The sequence below is a fragment of the Alkalicoccobacillus porphyridii genome (assembly GCF_007293315.1).
GTDB lineage: Bacteria > Bacillota > Bacilli > Bacillales > Bacillaceae_D > Alkalicoccobacillus > Alkalicoccobacillus porphyridii.
The window spans coordinates 1-231 of the sequence record NZ_VLXZ01000437.1 but is presented as its reverse complement, the minus strand read 5'-3'; the positions used below and the strand labels follow the sequence as shown (position 1 = coordinate 231).

Below are 231 nucleotides of genomic sequence, written 5' to 3'. Positions count from 1 at the left end.
CCAACAACGGTTTTAGCACAGGTGTCATTAACTGCTGCGCGGCGCGTAATCCACCAAGACCATCGGTAATTGAAATAATCCCCAGAGAGAGAATGACTGACGGTGCCAGCTCCAGCGCAAAGAGAAAGCCATCTTTAGCCCCCGCGCCACCCGCGCCGCGAAATGAGGTGGTGGCTCCGTTCGCACCAGGCAGTTGCCCAAACGATCCGTTCAGAACGGAAAAATCAAAAA

General features: G+C 54.1%; 1 protein-coding gene. It reads right to left on the bottom strand.

Annotated features, from left to right (window positions below; all coding sequences use genetic code 11):
• The coding region (locus FN960_RS24850) for a hypothetical protein (RefSeq protein WP_260682112.1) at nt 1-231 on the bottom strand (231 nt) is incomplete at both ends.